Annotated in this window: 21 protein-coding genes and 1 tRNA gene; 9 read left to right on the forward strand and 13 right to left on the reverse strand. The window is 60.7% G+C overall.

The annotated features are described in order from the left end of the window. The first annotated feature begins 14 nt into the window (after positions 1-14). Complete coding sequence (gene pdsR, locus FV139_RS01520; protein WP_148067029.1) at positions 15-710, forward strand: proteobacterial dedicated sortase system response regulator; 696 nt, start codon at positions 15-17, stop codon at positions 708-710. Next, on the forward strand, positions 707-2,803 hold the full coding sequence (locus tag FV139_RS01525) for an ATP-binding protein (RefSeq protein WP_148066479.1): 2,097 nt from the start codon (positions 707-709) through the stop codon (positions 2,801-2,803). The genes pdsR and FV139_RS01525 overlap by 4 nt, the downstream gene beginning before the upstream one ends. A 2-nt stretch (positions 2,804-2,805) precedes the next feature. Here the strand turns inward: FV139_RS01525 and FV139_RS01530 are convergent, their stop codons facing one another. Further along, on the reverse strand, positions 2,806-3,096 hold the full coding sequence (locus FV139_RS01530; protein WP_148066480.1) for a hypothetical protein: 291 nt from the start codon (positions 3,094-3,096) through the stop codon (positions 2,806-2,808). Between the two features lie 65 nt (positions 3,097-3,161). Next, the gene (gene uvrB / locus FV139_RS01535; protein WP_148066481.1) at positions 3,162-5,183 is read right to left on the reverse strand and encodes an excinuclease ABC subunit UvrB; all 2,022 of its coding nucleotides are present in this window, start codon (positions 5,181-5,183) and stop codon (positions 3,162-3,164) included. 162 nt (positions 5,184-5,345) lie between these two features. Between uvrB and FV139_RS01540 the strand changes: the two genes are divergently transcribed. The 6 genes from FV139_RS01540 (at position 5,346) to FV139_RS01565 (ending at position 12,372) form a co-directional block, all read left to right on the forward strand. Next, a tRNA-Asn gene (locus tag FV139_RS01540) sits at positions 5,346-5,421 on the forward strand. Positions 5,422-5,695: 274 nt separating this feature from the next. Further along, a complete protein-coding gene (locus FV139_RS21350) occupies positions 5,696-5,965 on the forward strand; it encodes a BrnT family toxin (protein WP_148066482.1) in 270 nt (89 codons plus the stop codon). Continuing rightward, a complete protein-coding gene (locus FV139_RS01550; protein WP_148066483.1) occupies positions 5,949-6,278 on the forward strand; it encodes a BrnA antitoxin family protein in 330 nt (109 codons plus the stop codon). Before FV139_RS21350 ends, FV139_RS01550 begins: the two co-directional genes overlap by 17 nt. 193 nt (positions 6,279-6,471) lie before the next feature. Next, positions 6,472-8,313 carry a DUF6531 domain-containing protein gene (locus tag FV139_RS01555; RefSeq protein WP_187276348.1) on the forward strand — a complete coding sequence of 614 codons (1,842 nt, stop codon included), beginning with the start codon at positions 6,472-6,474 and terminating at the stop codon, positions 8,311-8,313. A 59-nt stretch (positions 8,314-8,372) separates the two neighbouring features. Continuing rightward, entirely contained in the window at positions 8,373-11,543 is a 3,171-nt protein-coding gene (locus tag FV139_RS01560) for an RHS repeat-associated core domain-containing protein (protein WP_148066485.1), read from the forward strand. Positions 11,544-11,955: 412 nt separating this feature from the next. Next, positions 11,956-12,372 carry a DUF6524 family protein gene (locus tag FV139_RS01565; protein ID WP_148066486.1) on the forward strand — a complete coding sequence of 139 codons (417 nt, stop codon included), beginning with the start codon at positions 11,956-11,958 and terminating at the stop codon, positions 12,370-12,372. Positions 12,373-12,500: 128 nt separating this feature from the next. Here FV139_RS01565 and FV139_RS01570 read toward each other — a convergent pair whose 3' ends face one another. Beyond that, a complete protein-coding gene (locus FV139_RS01570) occupies positions 12,501-12,833 on the reverse strand; it encodes a hypothetical protein (RefSeq protein ID WP_148066487.1) in 333 nt (110 codons plus the stop codon). Positions 12,834-13,018: 185 nt separating this feature from the next. Here FV139_RS01570 and FV139_RS01575 point away from each other — a divergent pair, with 185 nt between their 5' ends. Then, positions 13,019-13,606 carry a DUF502 domain-containing protein gene (locus FV139_RS01575; protein ID WP_148066488.1) on the forward strand — a complete coding sequence of 196 codons (588 nt, stop codon included), beginning with the start codon at positions 13,019-13,021 and terminating at the stop codon, positions 13,604-13,606. Between the two features lie 65 nt (positions 13,607-13,671). Here FV139_RS01575 and FV139_RS01580 read toward each other — a convergent pair whose 3' ends face one another. From FV139_RS01580 to ihfB, 10 genes are all read right to left on the reverse strand, one after another. After that, positions 13,672-14,559 (reverse strand): LysR family transcriptional regulator, encoded by an 888-nt coding sequence (locus FV139_RS01580; protein ID WP_148066489.1) that lies wholly within the window; start codon positions 14,557-14,559, stop codon positions 13,672-13,674. Between the two features lie 73 nt (positions 14,560-14,632). Next, positions 14,633-15,592, reverse strand: a complete 960-nt coding sequence (locus FV139_RS01585) for a DHH family phosphoesterase (protein ID WP_148066490.1) — start codon at positions 15,590-15,592, stop codon at positions 14,633-14,635. A 41-nt stretch (positions 15,593-15,633) separates the two neighbouring features. Beyond that, positions 15,634-17,676, reverse strand: coding sequence for a polysaccharide biosynthesis protein (locus FV139_RS01590; protein WP_148066491.1), 2,043 nt, complete (start codon positions 17,674-17,676; stop codon positions 15,634-15,636). 84 nt (positions 17,677-17,760) lie between these two features. Further along, a complete protein-coding gene (locus FV139_RS01595; RefSeq protein WP_235898528.1) occupies positions 17,761-18,714 on the reverse strand; it encodes an MraY family glycosyltransferase in 954 nt (317 codons plus the stop codon). 26 nt (positions 18,715-18,740) lie between these two features. Then, positions 18,741-19,664, reverse strand: a complete 924-nt coding sequence (locus FV139_RS01600) for an NAD-dependent epimerase/dehydratase family protein (RefSeq protein WP_148066493.1) — start codon at positions 19,662-19,664, stop codon at positions 18,741-18,743. Positions 19,665-19,773: 109 nt separating this feature from the next. Continuing rightward, positions 19,774-20,136 carry a ComEA family DNA-binding protein gene (locus tag FV139_RS01605; RefSeq protein WP_148066494.1) on the reverse strand — a complete coding sequence of 121 codons (363 nt, stop codon included), beginning with the start codon at positions 20,134-20,136 and terminating at the stop codon, positions 19,774-19,776. A 103-nt stretch (positions 20,137-20,239) separates the two neighbouring features. Next, positions 20,240-20,929: an orotidine-5'-phosphate decarboxylase gene (pyrF, locus tag FV139_RS01610; protein ID WP_148066495.1), complete on the reverse strand. Its 690-nt coding sequence runs from the start codon at positions 20,927-20,929 to the stop codon at positions 20,240-20,242. Positions 20,930-20,959: 30 nt separating this feature from the next. Beyond that, on the reverse strand, positions 20,960-22,177 hold the full coding sequence (lapB, locus tag FV139_RS01615) for a lipopolysaccharide assembly protein LapB (RefSeq protein ID WP_235898473.1): 1,218 nt from the start codon (positions 22,175-22,177) through the stop codon (positions 20,960-20,962). Then, positions 22,167-22,472, reverse strand: coding sequence for a lipopolysaccharide assembly protein LapA domain-containing protein (locus FV139_RS01620; RefSeq protein ID WP_148066496.1), 306 nt, complete (start codon positions 22,470-22,472; stop codon positions 22,167-22,169). The genes lapB and FV139_RS01620 overlap by 11 nt, the downstream gene beginning before the upstream one ends. A gap of 71 nt (positions 22,473-22,543) precedes the next feature. After that, positions 22,544-22,867 carry an integration host factor subunit beta gene (ihfB, locus tag FV139_RS01625; RefSeq protein WP_268939927.1) on the reverse strand — a complete coding sequence of 108 codons (324 nt, stop codon included), beginning with the start codon at positions 22,865-22,867 and terminating at the stop codon, positions 22,544-22,546. Between the last annotated feature and the right edge of the window lie 55 nt (positions 22,868-22,922).

A 22,922-nucleotide genomic window follows, 5' to 3' on the forward strand; every position in this document is an offset into this window, starting at 1 on the left:
GGCCGGTTCACGCCATGCCACAGCACATTGCCATTGTCGAAGATGAGGCCAGCCTGGCCGCCAATTACCGCGACGCCCTGCAGCGCCAGGGTTTCAAAGTGTCGCTGTACGATAGCCGCCAGCGTGCCGCTGAGGCCTTTGCCCTGCGCCTGCCGGACCTGGCGATCATCGACGTGGGCCTGGGTGATGAGTTCGAAGGCGGTTTCGACCTGTGCCGCGACCTGCGCAGTCGCTCCCCGGAGCTGCCCATTGTCTTTCTGACCGCGCGCGACTCGGAACTGGACATCATCTCCGGCCTGCGCCTGGGCGCCGACGACTACCTCACCAAGGACATCAGCCAGCCCCACATGCTGGCACGCATCACGGCCCTGCTGCGCCGGGTGAAAGCCCTGCGGGCACCGGAGTCGCGGGAACACCGGGTGGAACAGGGCGCCCTGCTGCTGAACCTGGAACGGATGACCGCCAGCTGGCGCACCCAGCCTGTGGAACTCACGGTGACGGAATTCTGGATGGTGCATGCCCTGGCCCACCACCCGGGGCATGTGAAAAACCGCCAGCAACTGATGGAAGCCGCCAGTGTGGTGCTGGACGACAACAGCATCACCTCCCACGTCAAACGCATCCGCCGCAAGTTCCAGGCGGTGGATGAGCAGTTCGACGCCATCGAAACTGCCTACGGCATGGGTTACCGCTGGGTAGGCCGCGAGTGAGCCTGCGCCGGCAGCTGATTGTTATCAGCCTGCTGCTGTTGGCGCTGCCCTGGGCCGGCTGCCAGTTCCTGCGGGAAACCGAAAACACCCTGCGCCAGGGCCAGGCCATTGCCCTGCAGGCCACCGCCCAGGCCGTGGCCGCGAGCTTCAGCGAACAGCCTGGCTTACTGTACCCGGACACCGCCCGGCTGCGCGAACCGGCCGAGTTGAATGGTTCGATTTACGCGCGTGCCGCCCAGGCCCCGATTATTGTTGACGGCTACGCCGACGGCTGGCCCGACGAGTGGAGCGGCGGTTTTGGCAACCATAGTGAAAACGGCAGCGCCGACCAGGGCCCTGGCGCTGCGCCCGGCTTCCGCTACCAGGCGGCCACCCGCAACGGCATGCTCTACCTGTTGCTGGCCGTCAGCGACAACAAGGTGGTGTACGACAACCCGGGCCTGTCACCCGAGCCCAACGGAGACCGCCTGCTGATTCGCACCTGGCTGGACGGCCGGCGCCAGGACTACGCCATTGCCACCGCGGCCCCGGGGGCGGTGCGGGCCCGCGCTGCCGGCCGCCGCCACCCCGGCGTGAACCCCGGCCAGATCACCGGCGTGTGGCAGGACACCCAACAGGGCTACACCCTGGAAATACAGTTGCCCCTGGGCATTACCGGCAACCGTCTCGGCCTGCAGATTGTGGATGTGGACGGCCGCGGCGCTCCACTCACCGCCGGCAACTTTACGCCGCTGGAACAGCAGGCTCCGCCCTGGCTGATCTATTACCCCGACGCGCTACAACAACCGCTGTCGGCGTTTGGCGCGCCGGGCCGCGAACTGGCCGTATTCGATATCAACAGCTGGCAACTGGCGCAGGTGGCGCCAGCCACGCCCCCCGATGACACCGATGCAAACCAGGACAACCGGCCCTTCTGGCTGCTGCGCTGGTTGTATCGACGCATCCTGTCACAACAGGAGGTTCCCCCCCTGCCCCAGACCACGGCCACGGGGCGCCTGGCGGCAGCCGAACTGGTGACCGCCCTGCGCGGCCAGGACGCCATTCGCTGGTACCGGGAAACAACCAATGGCCGGCGCAGCACCCTGTCGGCCGCGGCCCCCATCCGCAGTGACGGCGAAGTGATCGGCGCGGTGTTGCTGCGCCAGGGCAGCGAGGAATACCTGGCCCTGACCGACCGCGCCTTCAGCAAGCTGCTGAGTTACAGCCTGCTGGCGGCGGCCCTGGCTGCCCTGGGCCTGCTCGGCTACGCCAGCGTGCTGTCCTGGCGCATCGGGCGCCTGAGCCGGGCCGCCGGGCGGGTGGCCCAGCGCGGCAATATCGTCACCGAGGCCTTCCCCCGCAGCAAGGCGCGGGACGAAGTGGGCGAACTGTCCCGGCGCTTTGCCGACCTGCTGGAGGAGTTGCGCGCCTACAACGAATACCTGCAGACCCTGAGCCGCAAGCTGTCCCACGAGCTGCGCACGCCCATCGCGGTGATCCAGTCCTCACTGGACAACCTCGATGAAGAGACCGCGCCGGCGCAGCGCGATGTCTTTGTGGCCCGGGCGCGAGAAGGGCTGGAGCGACTGGGGCGCATCCTCACTGCCATGACCGAAGCCAGCCGGGTGGAAGAGAGCGTGCGCAGTGACGTATTGGCGGAATTGGACCTGGTGCCGCTACTGAAACAGGTAGTACCCGCCTACCAGAGCGCCTACCCGGGCTACCGCCTGCAACTGAAATGCGACCTGCTTGCGGCCCCCTGCCTGGCCTCCCCCGACCTGCTGGTACAGGCCCTGGACAAGCTGGTGGACAACGCCGCGTCGTTCTCGGCGCCGGGTGGCCCCATTCAGGTATCACTCACCGCCAGCGGCAGCCACTGGGAGCTGGCGGTCACCAACCAGGGGCCGCCATTGCCAGAGCACATGCAGGGCCAGCTGTTCGAGGCCATGGTATCGTTGCGGGAAAAGTCCGCCGGCGACGGTGTGCACCTGGGGCTGGGCCTCTATATCGTCAAGCTGATTACCGAGACCCTGGGCGGGCAGGTGCAGGCGCACAATCTACCCGGGGCGGAGGGGGTGATGATTGCCCTGCGGCTACCGCGCGGGGAGCTGTAGCCTCAATCCTTGTCCTTGTGCAGCTTCTTCTTGTCCTTGTCTTTCTGCTTGTCTTTCACCTTGTCCATTTTCTTTTCGGCCCCGTCGCGGGCGTCATCCAGCTTGTCGTCCACGTCGTCCTTGGCCCGGTTGCTGACCTTCTCTGCATCGCAGGGCCCGTGCACACCCACTGCGGCCTCCATCGCCGCGTTACGGGCGACATCCTTGGCGTCGCAGTCAATCAGGTGCGGCTTGTCGGCCTGCACGGCGGCAGATGACAGCAGGAACAGGGCGGGCAGAAGGCGTAACCACATGACAGAACTCCACTAGGCAAAGATGCACAGACTATAGCCCAGGATGGGCAGTTGCACTGACCTGACTAACTCACGAAAGCCAGCTGCTTGAGCTCCGCCACCTGGTCGCGCAGGGCGGCGGCCTCCTCGAACTCCAGGTTCTTGGCGTGTTCCAACATCTGCGCCTCCATCTGCTTGAGCTTGCGGGCCAGCGCGGCGGGGCTGAGCTTGGCCACCTCCTCGTTGCTGTAGGCCAGCTTGTCCTCCGCCACCTTGCGGCCCTTGGCCTTGCCGCGGGTGGGCATGCGGCGGGCGCCTTCCATGATGTCCTGGACCGACTTGGTGACCCCCCGTGGGGTAATGCCGTGTTCGGCGTTGTAGGCCAGCTGCTTCTCCCGGCGGCGCTCGGTTTCTGCCATCGCCCGCTCCATCGATCCGGTCACCCGGTCGGCATACAGAATAGCGCGGCCCTTCAGGTTACGGGCGGCGCGGCCGATGGTCTGGATGAGGGAGCGGTCGGAGCGCAGGAAGCCCTCCTTGTCGGCATCCAGAATGGCCACCAGCGACACCTCGGGCATATCCAGGCCCTCCCGCAGGAGGTTGATGCCCACCAGCACGTCGAACTCTCCCAGGCGCAGGTCGCGGATGATTTCCACCCGCTCCACGGTATCGATATCCGAGTGCATATAGCGCACCCGCACGTCGTGCTCCGCCAGGTATTCGGTAAGGTCCTCGGCCATACGCTTGGTGAGGGTGGTCACCAGCACCCGCTCGCCGTCCGCCACCACCTTGCGGATTTCCGCCAGCAGGTCGTCCACCTGGGTGGTGGCCGGGCGCACTTCCAGCTCCGGGTCCACCAGGCCGGTGGGGCGCACCACCTGCTCCACCGTGCGGCCGGCGTGCTCGATTTCATAGGGGCCGGGCGTGGCGGACACATACACCGCCTGGGGCACCAGTTGCTCCCACTCCTCGAAGCGCAGGGGGCGGTTGTCCAGTGCCGAAGGCAGGCGGAAACCATACTCCACCAGGGTTTCCTTGCGCGAGCGGTCACCGCGGAACATGGCGCCGATCTGGGGAATGGTGGCGTGGGACTCGTCGATGATCACCAGGGCGTTGTCCGGCAGGTATTCGAACAGGGTGGGCGGCGGCTCACCCGAGGCGCGCCCGGAGAGGTAGCGGGAGTAGTTCTCCACCCCGTTGCAGTAGCCCAGTTCACGGATCATCTCCATGTCGTATTTGGTGCGCTGCTGCAGGCGCTGGGCCTCCACCAGCTTGCTCACCTCATTCAACTGCTTGAGGCGGCCGTCCAGCTCCTGCTCGATCTGCTCCACCGCGTTTAGCATTACGTCCCGTGAGGTCACGTAGTGGCTCTTGGGGAAGATGGTAACGCGCGGCACCTTGCTTTCCACCGCCCCGGTGAGGGGATCGAACAGGGTGATGCTGTCGATCTCCTCGTCGAACAGCTCCACCCGCACCGCCTCACGCTCCGAGTCCGCCGGGAAGATGTCGATCACATCCCCCCGCACCCGGTAGGTGCCGCGGGAGAAGTCGACATCATTGCGGGTGTACTGCAGCTCCGCCAGCTGCCGCAGGATATGGCGCTGGTCTATGATTTCCCCCCGGGACAGGTGCATCACCATCTTGAAGTAGGACTGGGGATCCCCCAGGCCGTAAATGGCGGACACCGTGGCCACTACCAGACAGTCATCCCGCTCCAGCAGGGCCTTGGTAGCCGACAGGCGCATCTGCTCAATGTGGTCGTTGACCGAGGCGTCCTTCTCTATATAGGTGTCGGACGAGGGCACGTAGGCTTCGGGCTGGTAGTAGTCGTAGTAGGAGACGAAGTACTCCACCGCGTTGTCCGGGAAGAATTCCTTGAACTCGCCGTAGAGCTGGGCCGCCAGCGTCTTGTTGTGGGCCATGACAATGGTGGGCCGCTGCAGCTTTTCCACCACGTGGGCCATGGTGAAAGTTTTGCCCGAGCCGGTGACCCCCAGCAGGATCTGGGAGGCCAGCCCTGCCTGCACCCCTTCCACCAGCTGCTCGATGGCCCGGGGCTGGTCCCCGGCGGGCTGGTAGGAGGACTGGACTTTGAACGCTTTGGACATGACAGGGCCAGACTGGGCAGAAATTAGCCGTTTATTATCATCGACTTGGCCCCGGATTTCAGCCTTGTAAGGGGTTCGCTGGGCCACTGAAAATAATCTGCAATCGGGTGTTGACCACACCCAACTCGATCATTAATATACGCGGCCTCTGGTTAAGTCCATTCCGCCTTAGCTCAGTTGGTAGAGCAAATGACTGTTAATCATTGGGTCGCTGGTTCGAGCCCAGCAGGCGGAGCCATATTACGGAAAAGCCCGCAGAATCGCTGATTCTGCGGGCTTTTTTGTGCCCTCTACAAAGACCCTGCAGGACCGCTGATATCCCGGCGCTGACGATACTCACACCTCACTGCGGCACTACTGCTTTCAAAAAACACCAGGGATCCGGTCGCCTAACAATTACCTCCAGTCCTCAGGTATAGCCACAGGCACGGCAGTCACGATCACATCACGCCGACCTTTTTTGTATATACATTTTGCTTTAACAGGTAGAATGGCATACCTACAATTTGATCATGAAATACGAATGGGACAGAAAAAAGGCTGAGCGTAACCTTGAAGTTCACGGGGTGTCGTTTGAATACGTGGAAAAGTTTGAATGGGACTCCGTTCTTGAGTGGGAGGATAGGCGCGAAAACTACCAAGAAACCCGAATGATTTCCTTCGCTCCCATCGAAGACCGACTCTACTGTCTTGTTTACACCATGCGCGGAGAAGTTTGTCGCGTGATCAGTCTTCGTAAGGCCAATAGCAGAGAGGTAGATCACTATGAGCAAAAAGGGTAGACGCAAGCTGGTAAGACCCACCGCTGCTGAAGACAAGGCGATCAACGAGGGGATCTCTTGCGATCCTGACACGTCCGAGGCGACCGCAGAGGATTTCGCCAAAGCCCGAGGACGCGGCCCACAAAAGGGCCCAAAGAAAGTGGCGGTTTCCATTCGGCTGGATCAGCGCATTGTCGATGCTTACAAGGCAGGCGGCACCGGATGGCAGTCAAGGATTAACGACACCCTGCTGGACACCCTCAAGGCTGAGGATAAAGACAAGCTGAAAACTGCCACCGGGAAAGGCAGGACCAGGAAAGAGAAGAGCGCCTGAGCGCTCATCACTCCCCCCTACCCGACGACTCTCTCCACTTCTGGCTGAAATCGACCAATCATTCTCCCCGCAACCTCAGCCACATTCCTCTAAAGTAAAATCATGGGATGTCGAGTATGACTCGATCTTTCCCTGACAGGTCTCAAGGATGACACCTGCCACAAAGAACCCGGCTGGCTCAGGGAGGAGCGGCATGTTCAAACAACTCATCACACTGGTTGTGACGCTTGTTCCTGCGTGTTCGCAGGCTGGCAACAGCGGCACCAGCGAAACGCCAGCAGGCGCAACCATCACCCCCGGCCAGCAATTTGCAGCCCCGATCACCATGAGTGATCCGCCGGACAACCCGGCACAGCCCGCCAGGGGACTGGCAGCGCTATCGGCGGTAACTCTACCTCCTTCCATCAGTGGACCGGACGGTTACAGCGATCCGATTACATTTTCTGAGTTTCCTGAAGGCACGGACGTGACCACCTCATACGAACCCCGCGGCATCCACTTTGGCGGAACGGGGCCCACCATCGTCACCGATACGGCCAGCCTGGGTGAACAGGTGCTGTCGGGAGGGGACAACCTGATGGGTGAGATATTTGGACGGTTTGTACTTCCCGGCACGAATATCCCGGCGCCGGTTGCCCATATGGGTTTCGATATTGGCTCAATAGAAGCCAGCAATTCGGTGAAACTGGAGTTCTACGGAGACACCGGGCAGATCATCTATGAAACCTATGCGCCCTCCCCGGGTTTTTTCAGGCTAAACCACGTGGGTGGCAGTGTGGGTATTTATAGCTGGCGGGCGTTCATCGTGGGCACCGAACCTGCCGGGTTTGGCATCGATAACATCTATTTTTCCGAGCCCGGGGTACGCGATGATCTCGACAGGGAGCAGGGTGAGGGTTGCCCATCTGCCGGAAACCCGGTGACGCCGTCAGTTGGCAACAAGTTCCAGGAGGAAATTGATTACCAAGGTAGCAAACCGTTTCCTCTGCTCGTTCGTCGTGCGTACAACTCGCTGGGGGGTAAATGGCAATTATTTCCCGAGGTGGTCCACGACGGATCGAGCGTTGCCGTGGAAGTCGTGCGGGATGACGGCAAGGGCTTCACTTTTCTCGGCTGGGGCCTGGTCGGCGGCAGCTACATGCGATCTGCTGCACCTAACATGACGGGACAGCTTTTCGCGGAACCCGGCGGCTGGCGCTACGAAACCCTGGACGACCTGGTTGAACAATACGATGCAGCCGGACGCATCCTCTCACGCACCAACCGTGCAGGTATCAGCCATACCTATACTTACTCTTCCGATAGCGTAACTGTCAGTCACAGCCTGGGAGGTGCACTAACCTACCATCTCGACGATACGGGCCGCGTAACCGGTTTTACCGATCCCGGCGGCAACCACTACGCATACTCGTACGACACCAACGGCATGCACACGTCCGTGAGTTACCCCGACGAGCTCGGAAGCCGTATCTATCATTACGAAAACAGCAGCTATCCGGAACTGCTGACGGGTATTACCGATGCGAACGGTGATCGCTTTGCGAGCTGGACATACGATAGCGATCGCCGGGCAACCAGCTCTGCGCACAATGCCGGTGCCGACCTTACCACCTTTGACTACACACTGGCTGAAGACATCTATCCGCGGGTCACCGTGACAAATCCCCTGGGCAAGCAGACGACCTATTTGTACGTGGTGGCTAACGGTCAGCGACTGGTATGGGATGTGGATGGCCACGCCAGCGCGAACTGTGTAGCCGCCAGCAAGTCCTATCGCTACGACTCCCGTGCTTTCATCAACAGCAGGCGGGACTGGGAGGACAACCTCACCGTGTATACACGGGATTACCTGGGCAGAGAACTTACGCGAACCGAAGCACTGGGGAGTGCTGTGGAGCGGTCGTACCAGACCACCTGGCATCCAGCTTTCAACTTGCCTTCGCAACGCATCGAACCGGGTGTTACCACCGACTACCAGTACGACACCAATGGCAATCTGATTTCGACACAAGCCACACTGACCCCTCTCAATTAGGCAGATAAACCGACAGAATTTTTGACAACATCCCAGCCACGGACAGGCAAGGAGACACAATGAAGATCGCGAACAAGGATGTTCCAACTTCACCCTGGCCACTGGTACTGGCCCTGATCATCGCCCCGGCGCAAGCGGCAGATCGACAGTGGAGCTACACCTATAACTCAGCAGGACAGGTTCTCACAACAGACGGGCCCCGAACTGACGTTACCGACCTGACCCGCCACACCTACGATGCGCAGGGAAACCGCACCAGTACCAGCAATGCGCTCGACCACCAGGCGCGCATGCTGAACCACAATGCCTGGGGGAAGGCAGAGCTACTCATCGATGCCAACGGGGTACAAACCCAACTGGAGTACAACTCTCGGGGCTGGCTTGTGGCAAGCACCGTGATTGCCCCTGATGGATCCGGAAATGCCAGGACGGAGTACACCTACAATAATGCGGGACTGCTCACCGCTACATTCCTCCCCAACAACGTCACTCTTTACAATGAGTACGACGCGGCTCACAGATTAACCGCCGTCGCAAACAACCGCGGAGAGCGGATCGAGTACACCCTCGACGACGCAGGAAATCGCCTGACCGAGACTACCCGAACAGAAAGCGGAACCATTGCCTACACCGTCAAAAGAACCTTCGACGAGCTCAACAGGGTGCTTACGCTCGCCGAGGGAAGCCAGCAGCCAACCAACTTTGTCTACGACCGAAACGGCAATCAAATCCAGGTAACCGACGGCAAGCTCGAAGTGACCGACAAGTATTATGACGCCCTCGACAGACTGAACGGCGAGTTCGCCCCGCTGAACAAGAACGCACTTTATGCACACAACGATCAGGACAAGATACAACAGGTTACTGACCCTCGCGCCTTGCTGACCGATTATCTTTACGACGGGTTTGGAAACCTGCTCTACCTGGGCAGCCCGGACACAGGGTCCGTCAATTATGAATACGACCCAGCCGGAAACCTTATCAGCAGCACCGACGCAAACGGGACGACGGTCAGCCACCGTTACGACGCGATCAATCGCATCACCCAGACTGTTTACCCTGACCCCGCCCTGAATATCACCTACCACTATGACGAGGGCACTTACGGCATAGGTCGACTGACAACCATCTCGGACGCTTCCGGGAATACTGCACTCAGCTACGATCACCGGGGCAACCTGATTCAAAGAAGCTGGGACGTCGAGTCCCTCACTATTGACGTTGAATATACCTACAACAGCGCGGATCAACTGACGACAATCACCTACCCCAGTGGCCGGGTTGTAACCTACAGCCGGGACGATTCAGGCCGGGTAACAAGCGCCGTCACAGCGACCGACAGCGGTAGCGCCCCCCTCTTCGACTCAGTCAGTTACCTCCCCTACGGTCCAATGGATGCCATATCGTACGGCAATGGCATCGAAATGACTGCCAGCTTTGACGGTGCCTATCGCCCCACACGCAGAACTCACGCTGGCCTGATGGACCTCAGTTATCTCTATGACGACAATGGGAATATTGTCAGTATCGACGACGCGATTACCCCTGCCTCAAACCAGCTGTTTGGCTATGACGCCCTCAATCGACTGACGAACGCACAGGGCGCCTATGGCTCACTTCAATACGCCTACGATTACAACGGAAACCGGCTTGCACTGACGTCTTCGACGGGGACAGACGCTTATCTCTACGACAGCGCAAGCCACCGTTTGCTGGAAACCAACGAGTGGGCCTATCAGTACGACAATAACGGTAATCAAATAGCAAAAACCAGCCGCCTGAATAACAGTGGCGACGGATTCATTTACGAGTACGGAACCCACAACAGGCTGAGCCAAGTGATTGAACGGAAATCACTGGGTGGCGATCAATCCGACACCGTACTGGCAAGCTATACCTACAATGCCCTGGGACAGCGCGCCATCAAGACAACGCCTCAGCACAGTATTCACTTTGTTTATGACACCGACGGTAAACTCCTGGCTGAGGTACGCGATGATGGCATCGTGCTAAGGGAATATATGTACCTTGAGAACAACCCAATCGCCGTCGCCTACACCCACGAGGAAATCGCTGAACCTACTACCGGGCGCGTTATCGAGATTGACGACGAAAGTACCAGTGTTAGCTCTACTGGAAACTGGGAACTCGTGCGCAAGAAAGGCGCCCTGAATGACTATTACCACCGGTCCGAAAACAGCGGCGCAACCTTTCGCTGGATTCCTGAGAACCTGACACCCGCGAACTATGAGGTTTGGGCCTGGTGGCCGAAGACCAGGAAGAACAACCCCAATGCTTCTTACAGTGTCGTACATAACGGCAGGGTCGATATCACCCAGCAAGACCAGTCATCACTTGGAAAGCAGTGGGTCTTGCTTGGTACTTACCAATTTAGTGGATCAGGTGGAGAGTACGTAGAAATCGGGGATGCGGGAGGAGTTACGGCGGCGGATGGGGTTAAGCTCGTTGAGTTGGTAGAGCCGGAGCCTGAATACACGACTGAGGTGTACTTTATCCATTCGGATCATTTGGGGAGCCCGAGAGTCATTACAGCCACTGATCGTGGAGTTTTATGGAGGTCAGACCACAAACCATTTGGAGAGGCTAACCTAGGAACTGAGACCATAGAATATAACTTGCGATTTCCCGGCCAGTACTTTGATGCTGAATCAAAACTTCATCACAATTATTTTCGGGATTTCCAACCTACTACAGGGCGTTACGTGCAGAGTGATCCTATCGGTCTGCAAGGAGGCTTGAACTCTTACCTATATGCGCACGCCGCACCAACGCGATACATTGATTTCTATGGACTAAACGGCCAGATGAGCCGCCACAAAGGCAGACAAGAAAATCTTGGTCTCACCCCTTCGCAAAGTGCCAACAGGCTAGGAATTATAGGTGACTCGCTAACAGCTTTGACCTTTGTTTGTTACGCCTGCGCACCTTTTACTATACCAAGTTCCACATTATTTTCAGGAACATCAATACTTATGAGTGCGGCTTACGGAGACCACGAGACTGCGATTATCTCTGGTGTAAAAGCCGCTGGAGAAGGGGCACTGAAGCGCGCTATTGAGTCTATACTAAGGAAAAAGTTTCCACTAACAGACCTGAGTGACGCAAATATCGAGAATCTGAGCAATATGTTTTCAACAGGTACTTTCACCATTGAGAACATCAGATCACAGATAGAAAAAATATTAGAGGAAGCTCGTTGCAAAAATTGATGGAAAATCGGGATCGCAACTAAAATGGACGTTAACCTTGGCACTGCTGCACAGAGAAAAAAGGCACTCCTTTTTGGCGTAATCTTTCTTTCAGTTAACCTATTTTTTCTTGTGAACTCAGTTTTCATCAAGTTTTCAGATAGGCCAGTGCTTCTAACACTGGCTTATTTCGTTAGCTTCTGGAAGCTATTTGAACTCGTTTTTTCCTCCTACTCATACTTCGGCGTAATGAAGTTTGATTTCACAAAAAACTCCTATAACCGAATTCCTATAGTCTTCCTCATCCTAGTACTTTGGATCGCGATATTACGCATTTGATCTATCAGCATTAAGCAGGACCTCTCCTGCGGACTTGCCCCCTAGCGTTCTTTCCTCTAGCTTTAACCACGTCCCACCGATAAGAGACCCCCACATGGCCAACACCTTCGACGCAGGCAGCTTCCTCCTCCGCTGGCTCTTTGCCGCCATCCTCGTCCTGGGTACTTACAATCCCACCGACTACTCCTACGTCAGTTGGGTCCTCGCCGAGGGCACCAGTTTTGGCCCTATCATCGCCATCGTCGGACTGGTGTTGCTGATCGGCTGGATCATCTACGTACGGGCCACCTTCCTGTCTATGGGCTGGCTTGGCGTGATTCTGGGCGCCGCGTTGTTCAGCTGCTTTATCTGGCTGTTCATCGATCTAGGCTGGATGACGCTGGATTCCCCCGGCGCACTCGCCTGGGTGGCGCTGGTATTGATTTCGGTGCTGTTAGCGGTGGGCATGTCTTGGTCGCACATTCGCAAGCGCCTGACCGGGCAGATCGATGTGGATGATGTCGAGGACTGAGGACTCGTACGCGGCCTGATCTAATAAAAAAATGCCGCCCCCGAGGGAGTGAGGGGACGGCGCGGGAATGGGTTAATTCACTCTTACTTCACTGATACTTCACTGATACTTCACTATGTGGTTGGGCATTACTCGCTGAGGGTAACCTGCTCGGCTCCATCGTAGGGCACTGATCGCAGGGCTACCCCGTCCGAAGTCTGCAGGGTTATCGCCCCGGAATCGTCAACCCAGCAGCTCAGGGTCTGGCTCTCACCTTCACCGGGGTAGACCCGCAGGCGCAGGCGGTCGCCGTTTCGCCGATGCTGAATCCCGTACAGGCGGGTTCGGGTATCCTCTCCCAGGGCCTGCTCGACGCTTCCGGTACAGGCGGCCAGGTTCTCCCGGTCCCCGCGATCGGCGAAGGCGTTCAGGGCACCAGTGCCCAGTACGGCTGCCACTAACACTATCATCGGTTTTTTCATCTCACTGCCTCCTCTGCAGACTGTGGAAGGAAGCATAGCCCTGCCCAAAAATATGTGTGATATCCGCATTCGCTTAATATCGGTGCATTTTTGGGCAGGCCCTGCGCTTGCATTCGTCACATGGCCCGAAAAAGGACAGGGGCTGGGTTACACTCGATCCCGGTAAATCCTCACAGGGAGCTTGAATGAAGCGCATCTTTACCCTCGCCCTCCAGGGGCTTGCTGCCGTCCTGCCCGTCGCCCTCACCATCTACCTGGTGTATTGGCTGCTACTGAAAATGGAGCGCCTGGCCTCTGCCGCATTCCTCTACGTGATGCCCCGGGAGTATTACTTCCAGGGCCTGGGGGTCATCTCGGCGTTCTTTGTGCTGGTAGGCATCGGGATCCTGGTGAAGGTGTATGTGGTCCGTTACCTGATTCGCATGGGCGAAGCCCTGCTGGGGCGAATTCCACTGGTGAAATCGGTAATCGGTGCCATCAAGGATTTCATGCGGGTGTTCAGCCTCGCAGACAGCACCGGCGCGGAATCAGTGGTACTGGTGGAGGTGCAGGAGGGTATGCACCTGATAGGGTTCGTAACCGGGCGCAACATTGCCCAACGCATGATGCCGGAGGACAAGGCGAGCCTGGTTGGTGTGTATCTGCCCATGAGCTACCAGATAGGCGGATACACGCTGTATGTGCCCGCCGAAAAGCTCACACCGCTGGAGATCGGGGTTGAGGAAGCCATGCGCATCGCCCTGACAGGTGGCATCCAGAACCAGAAGAAGTAGCACGGTCTACAGCCAGCGGTTGGCGTTGCAACCGGGGTGGCCCTGGCGGGGCGACCCTGCCGGGGCTAGGAGGCGCGGGTATCCAGCTGATGCCGAATACGCTCGAATTCCTCGGCGATCATCTCACGCACGGCCCGCAGGCGCGCACTCATGCGCAGGTCCTTGTGGGTCAGCACCCACATATCAGAGTGGTGGACGACTGCGGAACCGGGTACCTGCACGATGTCGTCGTGATTGAAAGCGGCAAAACACGGCATGAAGGCAAGTCCCATCCGCGCCCGCAGCGCATCCACCACCAGGTTGATGTTGGAAATTGCGTGGCGCACCGGCAAGTCCGGAAAATCCGTCTCTTCCAGCCAGCTTTCCTTCTGGCCTATGGGGTTTTTACCGATCCAGGTCAGGTGGGAAACATCCGTCGGATCGTCCGGATTCAACAGGCTGGGATGGACATAGGTCGAGGCCGTCAGGGGCGAGAGATAGCGGCCGATCAGGTAATCGGGCGGCTTGACCCCGGCGGGCATTACGCGGATGGCGATATCAGCCTCACTGCGGCTCAGGTCCAGGGCGTCGTAACTGGGCATCAGTTCCAGCTCGATGCCGGGAAACTCCTCGGCGAACTTTGCCAGCCGGCGCATCAGGAAGCCCATGCCGGACACGTCCGGCGTGGTCAGGCGAATCACGCCCTCCAGGTGCTGGTTGCCACCAGTGATCTGACGCTCCGCGGTCAGCAGTAGCTCTTCCACATGTTCCGCCGTCGGCAACAGGCGTTCGGCGGCCGCGGTCATGCGATAGCCATCCGGGGTGCGGTCAAACAGGTGGGTCTGCAGTTGGTGCTCGAGCTCATCGAGGCGCCGGGTCACCGTCGAGTTGCTGACGCCCAGCTCCTGGGCCGCGCCGCGGGCGGAACCCCTGCGGCTCAGCGCCAGTAATACCTTGATGTCATCCCAATCCACGCTACAGCCTCCTGCAAGTCAGGGGCATCATGGGTCAGGCGCCGTTGCGATTCAAGCCTGGTGCCTGTCTGGCTCAGGCGTAAAAGCCGGCGAAGGTATCGATGAAGCGCTGCAACTGGTCGGCCGGCAGGTCATTGACGCCCGCTGCTGCCTTGCGACCTCCCCCGGTGGGAAACTGCATGCACAGCTCGTCGGCGCCGGTCTTGTTGTTCAGCGGTGCGCGCACACTGACCAGGTAGCAACCATTGGCCTTGGTGGTGAGCACGGCATGAGCCCGGTCGGGGTCGCCGTTGGCCAGGTCGTTACTGTAAACGCCACTCACCCGACGCGCCCAGGGCTCGTTGGGCAACATGTACACGGCTGCGGCGGCATCCTTGTATTCGGGGTTGAGTGACTCTGCAGCGGCCATGTCTTCGCGATACCCGGTCTCCAGGCGCTGGAAGTGCTCGGCGCCATCGGTCATGAAGTCGAAGGGGTCCGCGTACTGGCTGATCAGACGGTACAGGTTCTCCGGCTCGAAGTGCAGGTCTTCCAGGTTGGAACCGTAGCCGTTGTAGTTGATGTAGATGCCCAGGTTCTCCAGCCGTGCCAGCGCCGCCTCATCCAGACCCAGGGGTTTGGCAATCCGCAGGGCGCTGTCGCGCAGGTTGTCGCCAAAGGTCCCCACCACGGCCCAGCCGAGGAAAGCGCCGTTCAGGTGGTTGTTGATCAACAGGCTGGTACACACGTCGGGGGCGGTATTGATCAGCGCTTCCAGGCTGGCATGCTCGGGAATATCACCCGCGAAGTGGTGGTCACAGTAGAACACGCTGGCGCCGGCCTCCAGGGCCCGCTGCAACCCAGCCTGGTTCTTGTCCATGGAAACATCCAGTACGGTCACCAGGGATTCCGGTCCGGCGTCTACCCGGTCCAGTAGTTTGATGTCGCGTTTGACACCGGTGACCAGGGTGGCTTCGCGGGGCTCGGCATTGCGCAACTGGGTCAGGGCGCACAGGCCATCGGCGTCGCCATTGAATACGTCAAAGTGGGTCATGATGGAATTCTTTCAGGGTGTTATCGATTGGTGTGTAGCAACTACTGGGATTTTTCCGGGAACAGCTCCTGTACGTTGGAGGTGCCAGCCGGAACCGGCTTGGCCAGGGCTCGCGGCACGCGGTGGCCAACCTTGCCCTGTTTGCGCCAGAGGTGGTCATAGCGTACTTCGTGGCCACCAAATCCACTCACAGCGGCATTGAGAACCGCGGTGATACCCGCGCAGTCCATGGTGTCGCAGTAATGCATCAGTTCGGTCAGGTAGCGCTGCACCTGGGCGTAGCTGAGGCATTCTTCCTCGGCTCGCATAATCATCGGGTGTCCGGTGCCGCTGACATTGCTGCCGAGCAACAGCTCTTCCCGCAGCTTCTCGCCGGGGCGCAGGCCAATGAACTCGATATCGATATGGTCCGCGCGGTGGCCGTCGTGCTGCATCTCGTAGCCGCTGAGGCGGATCATGCGCCGCGCCAGGTCGACAATGCGCACGGGCTCACCCATGTCCAGCACAAAGACATCGCCGCCTGTGCCCATGGCACCGGCCTGCAGCACCAGTTGCGCCGCTTCGGGAATGCTCATGAAATAGCGTGACACTTCCGGGTGGGTCACGGTCACCGGACCACCGGATTCGATCTGCTCCCGGAACAGGGGCACGACGGAGCCGGATGAACCAAGCACGTTGCCAAAGCGCACCATGCAGAACCGGGTACCGCTTTCGCGCTGGGCCAGCCCCTGCAGGAGCAGTTCGGCAAAGCGCTTCGAGGCGCCCATGATGTTGGTGGGGCGCACGGCCTTGTCGGTCGACACCAGCACAAAGGTTTCCACCCCGGCCTTGCGCGCGGCTTCGGCGGCGTACCAGGTGCCAAACACGTTGTTGGCCACGCCCTCGGCTACGTTGTACTCCACCATCGGCACATGTTTGTAAGCCGCGGCGTGGTAGACCGTGTTCACCTCGAAAGTGCGGTAGATCGTTTCCAGCCGGCGCTGGTCCTGCACCGACCCCAGCAACACCACCATCTCTACGTGAACATTACGCTCACGCATGATGTCGTTGAGCTCGCGCTCAATCTGGTAAAGGGCGTACTCGGAGTTGTCGAGCAGCAGCAGTTCGCGGGGGTTGGACAGCAGAATCTGGCGGCACAACTCGGACCCGATCGAGCCACCGGCACCGGTGACCATCACCACCTTGTCGGTGATACAGCGATCGATCAGTTCCGGGTGCGGCGGCACCGGCTCGCGGCCCAGCAGGTCGTCGAGGTCGACATCCTGGATCTGGTTGACGCTGGCGCGGCCCGCGACCAGTTCATTGATGCGCGGGACGGTGCGCACGTGCACCGGCAGCCCCACCAGGGAGTCGATAATCTCTCGTCGGCGCTCGGGGGAGGCCGAGGGAATCGCCAGCAACACCTGGGTGATGTTGTGCTCGGCAATCAGCTGGGGAATTTCTTCGGCGCGCGCCACCTGCAGGCCATTGATCACCGAGTGCTGCAATTGCGGGTTGTCGTCCACAAACACCACCACCCGGTACTGGTCACTGTGGTGCAGGGCCGTCAGCAACTGGCGCCCGGATTCACCGGCACCATAGATAATCACGTTCTTGGAAAGGGAGCGCAGTTTGGCCTGGTAGTAGGCACGCACCGTGAGCCGGGAACCGCCAATCATCAACAGCGCAAGGCACCAGTAGATGAACGGCATGGAGCGCGGCACTTCGGCCCGGGTAAAGAAGACCGTCGCGCCCAGCACCAGGGTGGAGTAGCTGACCGCAGCGATCACCGCCCAGATAGCCTGCTGCCCCATAAAACGGATAACGGCACGGTACAGCCCCAGCCGCAGGAAGATCACCGCGCTGGCGAAAACTGTGAAAATTGCACAGAACAGTTCGACGGGACCGAGAGTGAAATCGGTGTGTCCCATCCTGAATGCAACCGCCGCCCAGATGGCGGCGGAGACGAAGAACATGTCGAGGAGCAGCAGGAAGGCCTGCTTGATATTGCGGGGTAGTTCGATCAGCTTCTCCAGCCCATCGCGCAGACTCCCAAGTGTTCCGGAGATCGCGTGCAGGACATAACTTACAAGCCGATGACGCAAATTTCCCCCACTCCCTATGGTCTAACTATGGTCTGCACAGGCCCACATAATAGATGTGATTGGCGTGAGCCCGGAGCAAGGATATTACGTCAAATCACCTGTTTTAGCCATGCAAATCAAGAGGGGAGAATATGCCAAAGTAACAAGGAATAAACCGTGCTCCTCATTCGTCTGCGCAAACCAGGCTAATGGAAACAGCCACAGAGACACCACCGCCAGCAGCGCCAGGTCAACTGCCAGATGCGAACCCCAGTGGCGACTCAGGCGCTGGTACAGGTGCTCGCGGTGCGCCTGCAGCACATTGTCACCACGCAACAGACGGCGCATCAGCGTCCAACTGGCATCCGTCACGAAGCAGGCCAGCAGGATCAGCCATACCGCCGGAGCAACTGCACCACTCACCGCCCCCCACAGCGCAAGCCCTCCCAACAGGAACCCACTGGGAATGCTGCCCGCATCGCCCATGAACAGTTTCGCGGGGGGGAAGTTCCAGACCAGAAAGCCAAGGTGAGCGAAAGCTAGCATCAGGCAGAACAAGGCGTATTCCGGCGAGCCACCGTAGACGAAGGCCAACAGGCCGGCGGCGCAGCAGGCCACAGCACACTGCAACGCTGCGATGCCGTCAATGCCGTCCATGAAGTTGAACAGGTTCATGCCCCAGAGCAAAGCGACCACCGCGGGAAGCAGGAGCCACCAACGCCACAACTCCAATGGCGCCAGGCACACCAGCGCCAGGACAAGGCAACAGAGGGCATAGACGGTAAAGCGCAACCGCACCGACAGGTGCATGGCATCGTCCACAACGCCGAGCACCGTGAGCGACAGGGCCAACCCCAACAGCCAGTAGACTTCCACCGGCCAGCTCACCCCGCCAAAGCCGGAGACCACCGTGACCAGCGCCAGACAACTCAAGATACCCACGCCGCCCCCGTGGGGGGTCGGCAGGTCGTGGGAACTGCGATGATTAGGGTGGGCCAGCAGTTGCCAGCGGCGAGCCAGCTGCAGGTAGGCCCCGCACAATCCCACCGACAGCAGCATGGCCAACAGTGGCAGCCAGAGCCCGATCAACGCCCTTCCACCATCGCGGGCGCCACATCGGCAAAGCACTGGCGTGGCTGCCAACCGGTCGCGCCCTGCACGGCACTGGCGTCGTATTGCTCGGCGGCAAACAGCTTGTGCGCAGTACTACCCCCCACCTCTCCGCGCAGGTAATCCACCAGGCGGCAGGCAAAGCGCCACAGGAAATGCGGCAGGCACTGGCGCCCCGGGCCGAGCCCCCGCGCCTGGCGCAACTCGTCGTACATCTCGCGCGCCGACAGGGGCTTGCCGTCGGCGACCAGCCAGGTTCGGCTCTCTGCTGGCGGCTGTCGCACCAGCAGCGACACCAGGCTGACAAGATCCTGCAGGCCGATCATGGAGCGCACACCACCTTCCGGCGGACGCAGGGGCCACCACCGGGCGAGCCCCGCCAACAGGCGCAGGTTGGCCCGGGGCGAAGGGCCGTAGACCAGGCACGGGCGGAGGATGACAAGGCACATCCCGCCGTCACGGCACAGCGCGTCGAGCTGCAGTTCGGCCTCGCGCTTGGAACGGCCATAGGCATCCACCGGCAAGGTCAGCTCGGTCTCGGTACGTGGCGATTCGTGATGGGGAGGCCCCATGGCCTTGACGCTGCTGAAGTAGATGAACTGCCGAACGCCCGCCTCCAGCGCGGCCCGCGCCAGGGCCAGGGTCGCTTCAACATTCACCTTGTCGTACATCTCCGGCGCCGCGTGCTGGTGGGCAACGCCCGCCAGGTGAACCACCGAATCCACCCCCTCCAGCAACCGCGCCTGCGGGTGGGCCGGGTCCATCGGCCGGGTGGCAATGCCGCTCGCAGTTACCGCGCCGCCGCGGCTGGTGGCTACCAGCCCGACACCCTCTGCGGCGAGGTGCGCGCACAGGGCACTGCCAATAAAACCACTGGCGCCTGTCACCAGGCAGGTCACGCGGCAAGGCTCCCTGTTTGCACTTCAACCCCCGGGGTTATTGGTGATTTACCGCCCCCGAAAACAGAGCGGGGGGCCTGAGCCCCCACATGATACGGATGCGCCCGGCCTATTCCAGCGTTATCACCGCGCGATTGCGGTCCAGGGTTGCGGGGCCTATCCCCTTCACGTCGACCAGTTCGTCAACGGATTTGAAGGGGCCGTACATTTCCCGGTAGCGCACGATCTCCTGCGCGCGAGACAGTCCGACGCCCGAGAGTTGCGCCGCGAGGGTGGCGGCATTCGCCGAGTTGATATTGACCTGCACCGTCGCCGCCGCCACGGTCTCCTGCGCGCGGACGGTGTCCGGCAGCAGCAGGCCCGTCACCGCGGTTAACGCGAGCAGGGTGGCTAAGGAAGTGGATTGCAGGTGCTTGAGCAGCCGGCCCAGGCGATATCCGGGGGCGGTACGACTAAAGGGTGAGTGATTCATGGCGTAATCTCCGTTTACGTGTCTGCGTCCGTGCAGGCATCCGTATCACAGCGGAGATTAGCAGCCCGCCAGGCGCTTCGCGCGCCAGCGGGCAGATATGATCTTACGCAATTTCCTCGTGCACCCGTTGCAACGCCGCCAGGGGGTTCGCTGCGCCGGTAATGGAGCGGCCGATCACCAGGTAGGTGGCGCCTCGCGCCAGGGCATCTGCCGGGGTCACCACCCGGCGCTGGTCGCCCGCGGCATCTCCCGCCAGGCGAATGCCCGGCGTGACCAGGCAGAAGTCCTCGCCACGGCTGGCGCGCAGGGCAGGCGCCTCCAGGGCGGAACAGACCACGCCGTCCAGCCCGCAATCCTGGGTCAGGGCCGCCAGTTGCTGCACCCGCTCCGCGGCAGTCCAGGTATAGCCCAGCTCCGCCAGGTCCTCGTCACTCATGCTGGTGAGCACGGTCACCCCGATCAGCAACGGTTTATTGGCGGCGTTCGCGACCGCCTCTGCCGCCGCCTCCATCATTCGCCGGCCCCCGCTGGCGTGAACGTTGACCATCCACACCCCGAGGTCGGCCGCCGCCCTGACAGCGCCGGCCACCGTGTTGGGAATATCGTGGAACTTGAGGTCGAGGAAGATTTCGAAACCCTTGTCCTGCAGGCTCTGCACCAGTTGCGGCCCGCCGCGGGTAAAGAGCTCCTTGCCCACTTTCAGGCGGCAGAGCTCTGGCGCCAGGCGATCCGCCAGGGCCAGGGCGGGGGCCGCGTCGGGGTAATCGAGCGCAACCAGGATAGGGCTTGTCATGATCTGTCCTCCAAGAGTCTGGAAAAGGCGTCAGTCGACGCGGGTGCCGCGGATTGCCTTGATGGTGCCCCAGTGCTTGCAGCCCGGGCAGAACCAGTGCAGCTGGCGGCCGGCAAAACCGCAGTGACCGCAGCGATAGGCGGGGCGTTCGGCAATCAGGCGGTCCACCAGCACCTGCAGCAGGCCGAGGTTGTCGCGCACCTTGCCGCGGGTTTCATCCATCTGCAGGCTGATCAGCCGGGCCAGCCCGCGCAGGGAAGGCCGGTCGGCCAGTTGGCGGGACAGGAACTCCGCCGCGGCGTCGCCCCCCTCGGCAGTGCGCAGGTCCTCCGCCACCGCCAATACCAGCGGTGCGGAGGGGTTGGCCGCCAGGCAGTCCTTGAGGTAAGTGCGCAGGGCCCGGGTATCGCCGAGTTCGGCATAGCACTTGCGCAGGGTGGCGATAGTTTCCGGAATGAACTCGGGATCCTGCTGGCGCACCCGCCGCAGGGCCTTGACCGCTTGCTTGTAGTTACCGGCGGCGTATTCCACCTCGCCCTGCATGATGGATGCGCGCACACACTGCTTGTCCTGGGTGAGGGCCTGCTGCAGCAACGTGCCCGCCTCGGCCAGCTTGCCCTCAGCCTGGCGCTCGCAGGCCAGTTCACAGTAATAGTGGGCCAAGGCCACGCTCACCGGCTGCCGGGAGGCGCCGTCGGGCTCCCGCGGCGGGTTGCCGCCGAGCAGCGACTTGCGCGGCAGCAACTGGGTGGCCACCTCGATGGCCTGCGGCCACTCGCGTTCGCTCTGGTAGATCTCCAGCAGGTGTCGCTGGCTGGCGCGACGCTGCTCGGGAGATTCCTTCTGCAGGTCGAGCAACAGACGCTCCGCCCGGTCCAGCAGGCCAGCGCTGATGTAATCCCTGGCCAGTTCGAGGTGGGCCTGGTGCACCTGGGGCCGGGGCAGGCTGGGACGGGCCAGCAGGTTCTGGTGGATGCGAATAGCCCGGTCGACCTCGCCACGCTTGCGCAGCAGGTTACCGAGGGCGATGTGGGTTTCAAGGGTCTCGCTGTTGACCTCCAGCGCATTGATGAAGGCATCCACCGCTCCGTCGGGGCGGCCATCCAGCAGGTAGTTGAGGCCACGGTAGTACTGGCTGGGCAGGTCGGCATGGCTGGCAGTATGGGCGTGTGCACTGCGCCGCCCCAGGAACCAGCCTATGGCAATTGCCGCAACCAGGGTGGCAAACAGCAGTAAATCAATCTCCACCAGTGAGCCCTGCCGTGCGCAGACGATCCAGTTCAGTGTTGGCGCGCTGCAACTGGCGGTTGGAGGCCGCCCTGCCCGCACGCAACTTGAGAATCACCAGGCTGGAGGCCAGCATCCCGGCAATGCCACCCAGGGCAAAGGCCGCCAGCACCCACAGTGCCAGGCTGTGGGGCGCGAAGGTATACACGAGCAGGTCCAGGGCAACCGGCTCCTTGTTCTGCAGGGCGAACAGAACCCCCACGGCAAGCATGACCACAACCAGCAGAAGAGTGAGGAGTTTACGGAGCAGTTTCATGGTCGGATGTCCGGAACGAAAAAGGCGGTATGATCACCGATGATCATACCGCCTGAAATGTGTGCGGCAACTCAGAGCCCTGCCTGCAGGCCGAGATTTACCCGCTCCCTGAGCTCCTTGCCGGGTTTGAAGTGCGGCACGTACTTGCCGGTGAGCTCCACGGTGTCGCCGGTCTTGGGGTTACGGCCCCGGCGCGGCTCCCGGTAGTGCAGGGAGAAACTGCCAAACCCGCGTATCTCTATCCGCTCGCCCACGGCCAAGGCCTGGGACATATGCTCAAGTATGGTCTTCACCGCCAGCTCCACGTCCTTGGACGACAGCTGGGACTGCCGGGCAGCAATGGTCTCGATCAGTTCGCTTTTGGTCATTCCGCCTCCTGTACAGAGGTGTCTTATACGCCGGGGCGCGTTTTGAGCTATTTTAGCGCTCGGGACCAATTGCGCAAGTTGT

The sequence above is a fragment of the Parahaliea maris genome (genome assembly GCF_008064665.1).
Taxonomy (GTDB): Bacteria; Pseudomonadota; Gammaproteobacteria; order Pseudomonadales; family Halieaceae; genus Parahaliea; species Parahaliea maris.

Coding starts and splice junctions, on each gene's coding strand:
- pdsR (WP_148067029.1), top strand. CDS start 15: ATGCCACAGCACATTGCCATTGTCGAAGATGAGGCCAGCCTGGCCGCC.
- FV139_RS01530 (WP_148066480.1), bottom strand. CDS start 3,096: ATGTGGTTACGCCTTCTGCCCGCCCTGTTCCTGCTGTCATCTGCCGCC.
- uvrB (WP_148066481.1), bottom strand. CDS start 5,183: ATGTCCAAAGCGTTCAAAGTCCAGTCCTCCTACCAGCCCGCCGGGGAC.
- FV139_RS21350 (WP_148066482.1), top strand. CDS start 5,696: ATGAAATACGAATGGGACAGAAAAAAGGCTGAGCGTAACCTTGAAGTT.
- FV139_RS01550 (WP_148066483.1), top strand. CDS start 5,949: ATGAGCAAAAAGGGTAGACGCAAGCTGGTAAGACCCACCGCTGCTGAA.
- FV139_RS01555 (WP_187276348.1), top strand. CDS start 6,472: ATGTTCAAACAACTCATCACACTGGTTGTGACGCTTGTTCCTGCGTGT.
- FV139_RS01560 (WP_148066485.1), top strand. CDS start 8,373: ATGAAGATCGCGAACAAGGATGTTCCAACTTCACCCTGGCCACTGGTA.
- FV139_RS01565 (WP_148066486.1), top strand. CDS start 11,956: ATGGCCAACACCTTCGACGCAGGCAGCTTCCTCCTCCGCTGGCTCTTT.
- FV139_RS01570 (WP_148066487.1), bottom strand. CDS start 12,833: ATGAAAAAACCGATGATAGTGTTAGTGGCAGCCGTACTGGGCACTGGT.
- FV139_RS01575 (WP_148066488.1), top strand. CDS start 13,019: ATGAAGCGCATCTTTACCCTCGCCCTCCAGGGGCTTGCTGCCGTCCTG.
- FV139_RS01585 (WP_148066490.1), bottom strand. CDS start 15,592: ATGACCCACTTTGACGTATTCAATGGCGACGCCGATGGCCTGTGCGCC.
- FV139_RS01595 (WP_235898528.1), bottom strand. CDS start 18,714: ATGCTGCTGTCGGTGGGATTGTGCGGGGCCTACCTGCAGCTGGCTCGC.
- FV139_RS01605 (WP_148066494.1), bottom strand. CDS start 20,136: ATGAATCACTCACCCTTTAGTCGTACCGCCCCCGGATATCGCCTGGGC.
- pyrF (WP_148066495.1), bottom strand. CDS start 20,929: ATGACAAGCCCTATCCTGGTTGCGCTCGATTACCCCGACGCGGCCCCC.
- FV139_RS01620 (WP_148066496.1), bottom strand. CDS start 22,472: ATGAAACTGCTCCGTAAACTCCTCACTCTTCTGCTGGTTGTGGTCATG.